9 protein-coding genes are annotated in these 8888 nt (G+C 76.1%); 8 read left to right on the top strand and 1 reads right to left on the bottom strand.

Features of this window, described 5'->3' with window-relative positions; translation table 11 throughout:
* From lepB to I4I78_RS26100, 8 genes are all read left to right on the top strand, one after another.
* A partial coding sequence (gene lepB / locus I4I78_RS33980; RefSeq protein ID WP_308252360.1) for a signal peptidase I occupies window positions 1-1916 on the top strand: 1916 nt, incomplete at its 5' end.
* A gap of 41 nt (window positions 1917-1957) precedes the next feature.
* A complete protein-coding gene (locus tag I4I78_RS26130; protein ID WP_218614150.1) occupies window positions 1958-2794 on the top strand; it encodes a ribonuclease HII in 837 nt (278 codons plus the stop codon).
* Complete coding sequence (locus I4I78_RS26125) at window positions 2791-3114, top strand: DUF2469 domain-containing protein (protein WP_218614148.1); 324 nt, start codon at window positions 2791-2793, stop codon at window positions 3112-3114. The genes I4I78_RS26130 and I4I78_RS26125 overlap by 4 nt, the downstream gene beginning before the upstream one ends.
* A gap of 133 nt (window positions 3115-3247) precedes the next feature.
* Window positions 3248-3610 carry a YraN family protein gene (locus tag I4I78_RS26120; RefSeq protein WP_218614147.1) on the top strand — a complete coding sequence of 121 codons (363 nt, stop codon included), beginning with the start codon at window positions 3248-3250 and terminating at the stop codon, window positions 3608-3610.
* Window positions 3610-5127, top strand: a complete 1518-nt coding sequence (locus tag I4I78_RS26115; protein WP_218614146.1) for a YifB family Mg chelatase-like AAA ATPase — start codon at window positions 3610-3612, stop codon at window positions 5125-5127. Before I4I78_RS26120 ends, I4I78_RS26115 begins: the two co-directional genes overlap by 1 nt.
* The gene (gene dprA, locus I4I78_RS26110) at window positions 5124-6305 is read left to right on the top strand and encodes a DNA-processing protein DprA (protein WP_218614145.1); all 1182 of its coding nucleotides are present in this window, start codon (window positions 5124-5126) and stop codon (window positions 6303-6305) included. Before I4I78_RS26115 ends, dprA begins: the two co-directional genes overlap by 4 nt.
* 54 nt (window positions 6306-6359) lie before the next feature.
* Window positions 6360-7292 (top strand): tyrosine-type recombinase/integrase, encoded by a 933-nt coding sequence (locus I4I78_RS26105; protein WP_218614144.1) that lies wholly within the window; start codon window positions 6360-6362, stop codon window positions 7290-7292.
* Window positions 7267-8370, top strand: coding sequence for a FliA/WhiG family RNA polymerase sigma factor (locus I4I78_RS26100; RefSeq protein WP_218614143.1), 1104 nt, complete (start codon window positions 7267-7269; stop codon window positions 8368-8370). The genes I4I78_RS26105 and I4I78_RS26100 overlap by 26 nt, the downstream gene beginning before the upstream one ends.
* Before the next feature lie 64 nt (window positions 8371-8434).
* Here the strand turns inward: I4I78_RS26100 and I4I78_RS26095 are convergent.
* Window positions 8435-8888 (bottom strand): M23 family metallopeptidase (locus I4I78_RS26095; protein WP_226380455.1); only part of this gene is annotated, 454 nt, incomplete at its 5' end.

The following is an 8888-nucleotide window of genomic DNA, read 5'->3' as shown; positions in this document are numbered from 1 at the left end:
AGGCGCGACCGCCCGCGGAGCAGAACGGGGCCGGCCGCACCGGCCGCCGCCGCATGCAGGACCCCGCGTACGACCAGCGGCCCTACCCCGACGAGCCCACCGCACACCGCCGCGCCGCGGACCCGCGGCCCTCGGAAGGGCCCCCGCCGCGTCGCCGCGTCGCGGAGCCCGTGCTGCCGCCCGCGCGTCCGGACGAGCCGACCGGTCGTCGCCGCGCGCCCGAACCGGCCGAGTACACCGGTGACGAGCCGGCCCGGCGGCGTGGCCGGCCCCAGCCCTCTTACCCCGGTGACGCGCCGTACCTCGGTGACGCGCCGTACCCCGGTGACGCGCCGTACCCCGCTGACGCGCCGGACCCGCGCCGTACCCGGCCCGACTCCGGCGATCCGCGCGGCGCGCCGTCGCGCGCCGAGCACGGTGGACCGGCCGGAGGCTACGGCCGACCCGGCGCGGCCGCCCCGCGACGTCCGGAGGGACGCCCGGACGGACGCCCCGAGGACGGGCGCCCCGTCGGCGACCGCACGTCACGCGTGCGCCGCGACGCCGATCCGGTCCGTCGGCCGTCGGCCCCGGAGGCCGCGAACCCGGCCACCGCCGTTCCCGGCGCTGTGAGCCCCGGGGCTGTGAACCCCGGCGTTGTGAGTTCCGGTGTTGCTGGTTCCGGTGTGGGGGCACCCGACGTCGCGGACGCGGACGCCGGTGTCGCGACACAGGACACGACCGCATTGCCGTCGCGGCGCCACCGCGCCGCGCCTGCGCGTGGCCGTGGCCGCGCGCACGAGCCGCCGGCCGGGCCGACCGACGAGGACGGCACGGCGCGGGCACGCGACCCCGTGCGGCCCGGCCCCGGGGACGGCGCCCCCGGGGACGGCGGCGCCGCGGCGCTCGCCGGCTCCCCCGGGGCGGACGAGGAGGGGTCCACGACCACCGGTGACGCCGACGGTCCGCGCGCGGGGAAGCGCAGCGGACCGGCCGGGATCGCGGGGAAGCTCGCGGCGCTGACATCGGGCCGCAAGAAGTCCGGCGGTGGCGGTGGCGACGACGAGGGCGGCGGCAAGAAGCCGATGTCGTTCTGGAAGGAGCTGCCGCTGCTGGTCGGCGTGGCGCTGGTCCTCACGTTCCTGATCTCGACGTTCGTGGCCAAGGTCTTCGTCATCCCGTCCGGGTCGATGGAGACGACGCTGCACGGCTGCACCGGCTGCACGAACGACCGGGTGCTGGTCGACAAGGTCACCTACAACTTCACCGACATCAAGCCCGGTGACGTCGTGGTGTTCCGTGGCCCGGACAGCTGGTCGGACTCGGAGTTCGAGGTCGAGCCGCCGTCGAACGCGCTGATGCAGGGGCTGCAGATGGCGGGCTCGCTGGTCGGGCTGTCCCCGCCGGACGAGAAGGACTTCGTCAAGCGGGTGATCGCCGTCGGAGGCCAGACCGTGGCCTGCTGCGACGCGCTCAACCAGGTGATGGTCGACGGGCAGCCGCTCGACGAGCCCTACATCTACTACCTGCCCGAGGCCGGCCCGGCCCGGCAGATCCCGTTCGGGCCGATCACGGTGCCCGACGGCGAGATGTGGATGATGGGCGACTCGCGCAACAACTCGGCCGACTCGCGGGCGTCCGGGCACGGCCCGGTGCCGGAGGAGAACGTGATCGGCAAGGTGCGCCTGATCGTGCTGCCGTTCGACCGGTTCGGCTGGGTCGACGCGATCGACCCGCAGACGACCACCCAGACCGCCATGGGGCCGGAGGGGACCACCGCTCCCGGTGGGCTCCCGGCCGGGGCGCCGCTGGCGCTCGGCATGATGGGGACCTTCCCGTTCGCCCTGAGCAGGCGGCGCAGCCTGCGCCACCGTGCCGAGGACGAGCGGTTCCTGCCCGTGACGCGCCGCCGGAACCGGTGGCGCACGAGATCCTGACCGGGAGAGCGGTGCCGGTTCCCACCCCGCGGCCGCGCCGGATGCCGGCGCGCCGCCCACGCAGGCCCGCCCAGCTCCTGCCCGGGTCGCTGCGTCCGCCGCGTGCGGTCGTGCGCGACTCCGGCAGCTGGACGTTGCAGACGACCCTGCAGCGCTACGGGCTCGGCCCGGTCGCCGGGGTCGACGAGGCCGGGCGCGGTGCGAGCGCCGGGCCGCTCGTCGTCGCGGCGTGCGTGCTGCGCCCGTCGGACGCGAAGGCGCTCGACGGGCTGACCGACTCCAAGCTGCTCACCGCGGCCGCCCGGGACCGGTGGTTCGAGGTGATCGCGCGCCGCGCCGTCGACCTCGCCGTGGTGGTCATACCCTCGCCCGAGGTCGACCGGCGCGGGGTGCACATCGCCAACATCGAGGGCATGCGCCGGGCCGTGGCGGGGCTGTCCGCGCCACCGGGCTACGTGCTCACCGACGGGTTCGCGGTGCGCGGCTTCGGACGCCCGGCCCTGGCCGTGCCCAAGGGCGACCGGGTCGCGGCGTGCGTCGCCGCGGCCTCGGTCCTGGCGAAGGTGACCCGGGACCGCCTGATGGTCGAGCTCGACGGCGTCCGTCCGGGCTACGGGTTCGCCGTGCACAAGGGCTACTGCACCCCGGAGCACGAGGCCGCGCTGACCGCGCTCGGGCCCTGCGACGACCACCGGTTCTCGTTCGCGAACGTGGCCGCGGTGGCCGGGCGCGGCGGTATGCCCGGGCTGGTCCACAATGGGTCGGCGTCGGAGGTGGACGGGTCCTTCCCGTCCGACGACGTGGACGAGGGGGACCCGGCGGAGCTCGCCGGTCTCCGCGAACCGATGGACAGCGTCACGGGAGGGGCAGGCCAGTGAGCGCCGAGGATCTCGAGAAGTACGAGACCGAGATGGAGCTCACGCTCTACAAGGAGTACCGCGACATCGTCGCCCAGTTCTCCTACGTCGTGGAGACCGAGCGCCGCTTCTACCTGGCGAACTCCGTCGACGTGGCCCCGCGCAACGCCGACGGCGAGGTCTACTTCGAGGTCCGGATGTCGGACGCGTGGGTGTGGGACATGTACCGGCCGGCGCGGTTCGTGAAGAACGTGCGGGTCGTGACGTTCAAGGACGTCAACATCGAGGAGCTGGACACGCCGGACCTGCGGCTGCCGGAGACCGACACCTTCGGGGCCTGATCGAAGCACGGGCCACCGACGGTTCGCCCGGTGCGACCGTTCGCCCGGGCGGGATTGTCCCCAACCCGTCGCGCGCATCCACAGTTCTCGATTCGCCGGTGCGGCGGGGCCGGTGGGCGCGATCGTTGCTCCCATGGCAGCGAAGGACGATCTGGGCCGGCGCGGTGAGGACACCGCCGCCGAGTACCTGCGCGACGCGCACGGGATGGTGGTGCTGTCGCGGAACTGGCGGTGCCGCGAGGGCGAGCTGGACATCGTCGCGACCGACCCCGAGTACCGGCTCGTCGTGTGCGAGGTGAAGACCCGCTCCGGCGTCGGGTTCGGCGAACCCGCGGAGGCGGTCACCGAACGGAAGGCCCGCCGGATCCGGCGGCTGGCGCGGGCCTGGATGGCCGTGCACCACGTGGGCTGGGTGGAGATCCGGTTCGACATCGTGGCAGTGCTGATGCCACCGGGCCGCGAGACCACCATCGCCCACTTCCCGGCGGCGTTCTGATGGGCGGCCTCGCGCGTGTGTGGTCGGTCGCGGTGGACGGCGTCGACGGCGTCCCGGTGGAGATCGAGGCCGCGCTCGGCGGCGGGATGCCCGGGGTGCACCTGCTCGGTCTCCCGGACGCGTCATTGCAGGAGTCCAAGGACCGGGTCCGCTCCGCGGTCGTGCACTCCGGGCGGAACTGGCCGAACGAACGGATCATCCTCGCGCTGTCCCCGGCGACCCTGCGCAAGACCGGCAGCGGGTTCGACACCGCTCTGGCCTGCGCGGTGCTCGCCGCGGCGGGGGCGGTGCGCCGGGACCGGCTCGACGGCACGGCGCTGCTCGGCGAGCTCGCCCTGGACGGGCGGATCCGCCCGGTGCGCGGGGTACTGCCCTGCCTGCTGGCGGCCCGCGCGGCCGGGCTGGCCCGGGTGGTCGTCCCGATGGCCGCGCTGCCCGAGGCCGCCCTGGTCGACGGCCTAGACGTGTACGGCGCGGACTCGTTGTCCCAGGTCCTGGGATGGCTGGACGGCGACGTGGGACTCGACCGCCCGGAGCCGGCGCCCCCGGACTCCGAGCGCCCGGAGATGCCCGAGCTCGCCGACGTCGTCGGGCAGCCGGACGCGCGCCGGGCCCTCGAGATCGCCGCGGCGGGCGGGCACCACATGTTGATGGTCGGCCCGCCCGGCACCGGCAAGACGATGCTGGCCCAGCGGATCGTCGGCCTGCTGCCGGAGCTCGACCGGACGGAGGCGTTGCAGCTGGCCGGGATCCGGTCGGTCGCCGGGCGCCTGGGCACCGACGCGCCGCTGAGCACGCTCGCGCCGTTCGTCGCGCCGCACCACTCGGCCTCGGCGGCGGCACTGCTCGGCGGCGGTAGCCGGGTCGCCCGTCCCGGGGCGGTGTCGCTGGCGCACCGGGGCGTGCTGTTCGTCGACGAGACCCCGCACTGGCCGCCACACCTGCTCGACGCCCTGCGCACCCCGCTGGAGGAGGGGGAGGTCCGGCTGGCCCGGGCCGAGGGCACCGTCCGGTACCCGGCCCGGTTCCAGCTGGTGCTGGCGGCCAACCGGTGTCCCTGCGCGCCGGCCAACGACCGGGACTGCATCTGCCCGGTGAACGTCCGCCGCCGCTACTTCGGCCGGCTCTCCGGACCGTTGCTCGACCGGGTGGACCTGCGGGTGGCGATGCACCCGGTCACCGTCCTGGGCGCGGGAGCCGACGAGCCGGGGGAGTGCACCGCGGTGGTGCGCAAACGGGTCCTCGACGCCCGTGACGCCGCCGCCGAGCGGTGGTCGGGCTACGGGTGGCGCTGCAACGGCGACGTCCCCGGCACGGTGCTGCGCACCCGCTTCGCGCTGCCGGCGCCGGTCATCGAGCCGCTGCAGAGACGGATGGAGGCCGGACAGCTGTCGGCCCGCGGCGCCGACCGGGCGTTGCGGGTCGCCTGGACCATGGCCGACATCGCGGGAGCCGACCGGCCGGACCGGGACATGGTCACCGGAGCCCTGTACTTCCGGGAACGGAGTGCGGCATGAGCGCCACGACGACGGGCCTCGCGGCCGGCCGCGAGGAGGTCCCGGCCGAGGTCCTGCGCGCCCGTGCCTACCTGCTGCGGGTGGCCGAGCCACCGTGCCGGGAGGTCGTCGACCTCGTCCGCGAGTGCGGGCCGGTCGAGGCGGCCGAGCGGATCCGCCGCGGTCAGATCTCCGGGCCGCTGGTCGGCAAGGTCGCGGCCCGCCGCGCACACGACCGCGCCGACGCCGATCTCGAGGCGGCCCACGCCGCAGGGGCGCGGCTGCTCGTCCCCGAGGACGCGGAGTGGCCGGCCTGGGCGTTCACCGCGTTCGGCTCCCGGGGGGCGCTGGAGAAGTCGGAGCTCGCTCCACCGGTCGCGCTCTGGGTGCGCGGCACCCGGGCCCTGTCGGACCTCTGCGACCTGGCCGTGTCGATCGTCGGATCGCGGGCCGCGACCGGGTACGGCACGCACGCCGCCGCCGAGCTCGGGTCCGTGCTGGCCGGCGCCGGGGTCACCGTGATCTCCGGCGCCGCGTTCGGCATCGACGCCGCCGCGCACCGGGGCGCGCTCGCGGCGGGCGGGCCCACCCTGGCCGTGCTGGCCTGCGGCCCGGACCGCGCCTACCCCGCGGCGCACGAGACCCTGCTCGAACGGATCGCCGCGGCCGGCGCGATCGTCAGCGAGTACCCGCCCGGTGCGGTGCCGGCCCGGCACCGGTTCCTGGTGCGCAACCGCCTGCTCGCCGCGATGGGCGGAGGCTGTGTGGTCGTCGAGGCCGGCGCGCGCAGCGGTTCGCAGCGCACCGCCTCCGACGCCCGGGCCCTGGGCCGCCCGGTGATGGCGGTGCCCGGACCGGTCACCTCGGCGATGTCGGTCGGCTGTCACGAGCTGGTCCGCGCCGGGGCGGAGCTCGTCGGGCGTCCGGCGCACGTGCTGGAGACGATCGGTCGCCTCGGAGTGGACCTGGCCGCACCGCCGGACCGGCCCCGGCGTCCGACCGACGACCTGGACCCGGACGCCGCGGCCGTGCACGACGCGCTCCCCGCGCGGGCCGCGTGGCCGGTCGAGCGGCTGACCGAGGAGTCGGGGCTGGCGCCCGAGGCCGTCCGGGCCGCGCTGATCGGGCTCGAGGAACGGGGGCTGGCCGAGTACGTCCACGGTCTCTGGCAACGACCGGCACCGGCGGCCCGGCGATGACGCCGGGCGTGGCGGTGCTTGATAACGCCGCGGCGTGCGCGCAGGGTCGCCGACATGAGCGAACCCGCCCCGGCCACGGACGTTCCCGCCCTGGCCACGGACGTCGCTGCGGCGGTCGAGGCGTTCGCCGAGCACCTCACGCACGAGCGCGGCCGCTCCCGGCACACCGTCCGCGGCTACCGGTCGGACCTGGCGGACCTGCTCCGGGGCCTGCCCGCCCTCTCGGCGCTGGACCTGGCGCACCTGCGCGAGCGTCTGACGCAGACCCACGCGGCCGGGGCCGGACGGGCCACCCTGGCCCGGCGGGCCGCCGCCGCCCGCACGTTCGGAGCCTGGGCGGTGCGGACCGGACGTCTCGTGACCGACCCGGCGGTCCGGCTCGGTTCCCCGCGCGCCGGCACCGTCCTGCCGGAGGTGCTCGACGCCGGTCAGGCGTCCGCGGTGCTGGACGCGGCGACCTCCGGCGCGGCCGAGGACACCCCGGAGGCCCTGCGTGACCTGCTGGTCCTGGAGCTGCTCTACGCCACCGGCATCCGGGTCGGGGAGCTGTGCGGCCTCGACGTGGACGACGTCGACGAGAGCACCCGTACGCTGCGGGTGCTGGGCAAGGGCGACCGCGAGCGGACCGTCGTGTTCGGCGTCCCGGCAGCACGCGTCCTGCACCGCTGGCGGGTGAGCGGGCGGCCGGCGCTGGTGACCGCCGAATCGCCCCCGGCGCTGCTGCTCGGCGTCCGTGGCGGGCGCCTGGACCCCCGGGTCGCCCGGACCGTCGTGCATCGCGCGATCGGCGCAGTGCCGGGCGTCGCGGACACCGGACCGCACGGCCTGCGGCACGCCGCGGCCACCCATCTGCTCGAGGGCGGGGCCGACCTTCGTTACGTACAGGAGTTACTCGGTCACGCTACGCTGTCGACGACTCAGATCTACACACATGTCACGGTCGATCGGCTGAAGGTGGTTCATGAGCAGGCCCACCCCCGGGCGTGAGGCGCCGGCACCGGCCTCCTGCCTGGACAGGACGTTCCCGGCGGTCCTCGCGTCGGTGCTGGACAGGGCGAACGGCCAGGTCGCGGCACCCGCCCCGGCTGCCGTTCCGACCGCGGTCCCGGCCCCCGAGCCCGCCGCTGCCGAGTCTTCCCCGGCACCGTCCGCGGCACCGTGGCTCACGCCGGTCGCCGACCCGCCCGGACACGGGCCCGGTGCTGCCCCCGCAGGGGCCGGTGCCGTCGCCCCGCCCGGGCCGGCGCGGATGGTCCTGGTCTCCTCCCGGAGCGGCGACACGCCCGAGACCGCCGAGGATCACCTGATCGAGGTGGTCGACGCCGATGCGGTACCGCTGTGGCGGGCGTTCCTGCAGCGTGCGGGCCGAGCGGCGCGGCAGAGCCTGATCGAGCACTACGGACCATTGGTCCGCGGCGTCGGGATGAAGCTGGCGGTGCGCCTGCCGTCGTCGATCGAACTGGCCGACCTCGTGCAGTCCGGGACGTTCGGGCTGATGGAGGCGATCGACCGGTTCGACCCGGCGCGTGCGGTGCGGTTCGAGGGCTACGCCGCGCAACGGGTGCGCGGCGCGATGCTCGACGAGCTGCGCGCGCAGGACTGGGTGCCGCGGACGGTGCGTGCCCGCAGCCGCGAGGTCGAGCGGGCCCGCGAGGCGGTGCAGCTGCGGCTGGGGCGGGCCGCCACCGACCGGGAGCTGGCGGCCGAGCTGCGGATCGGGCTGCGCGAGCTGCGCCTGGCCACCCGGCCGGTGCATGTGATCAGCGCCGACCGGCTCGACGACGACCTGCCCGGCGGCGGTGGGGTCGCGGACCTGCTGGTGGACCACGGGGCACCGGATCCGGTGCTCGCCGCGGTGCACCGCGAGACCGCCCGTGAGCTCTGGGCCGCGGTCGCCCAGCTCGGGGACCGGGACCGTCTGGTGCTGCACCTGTACTACCTGGAGAACCGGACCCTGGCCGAGATCGGCACCGTGCTCGGGGTGACCGAGTCCCGGGTGTGCCAGCTGCACGGCCGGATGGTGGCCCGCCTGCGCGGACGTCTGGAGCAGTCGCTGGCCGGGTGAGCCCGTTCCCCGCCGAGCCGCCGGGCCACTGGACCTCCAAGGCCCGGCAGGACCGGGCGGGGCCTCACGGATCGATCCCCTCCCACGGCAGCAGCCGCAGCCGGGCGGGACGCAGGAGCACGAGCGGGTCCAGGTAGTCGACCTTCCCGCGCCGCACGCCCCAGTGCAGGCAGGCCGTGTCCGGGCAGCCCGCGTGCCCGGGGCCGAGCACGCCCAGCGGGTCACCGGCGGCCACCCGCGCCCCGACGGCGACGGCGGCGGTGACCGGCTCGTAGGTGGTGCGCAGCCCGTCCGGATGGTCGACCGAGACGACCCCGCGCCCGGCGACCGGCCCCGCGAACACGACGACGCCCTCCCGCGCGGCCAGCACCGCCTGCCCGGGCGCGGCGACGAGGTCCGCGCCCCGGTGGCCCGTCCCGTAGCGGAACGTCGGGCGGCGGAACGGGGTCCCGACCTGCGGCGCGGGGTGCAGCGGCCACGCGTAGTCCGCGCCCGGCGCGCGGATGCCGGCCCCCGGC

The sequence above is a fragment of the Pseudonocardia sp. KRD291 genome (assembly GCF_019263595.1).
GTDB lineage: Bacteria > Actinomycetota > Actinomycetes > Mycobacteriales > Pseudonocardiaceae > Pseudonocardia.
The sequence above is the reverse complement of the archived record's forward strand: the minus strand, read 5'-3'. Positions and strand labels throughout refer to the sequence as shown.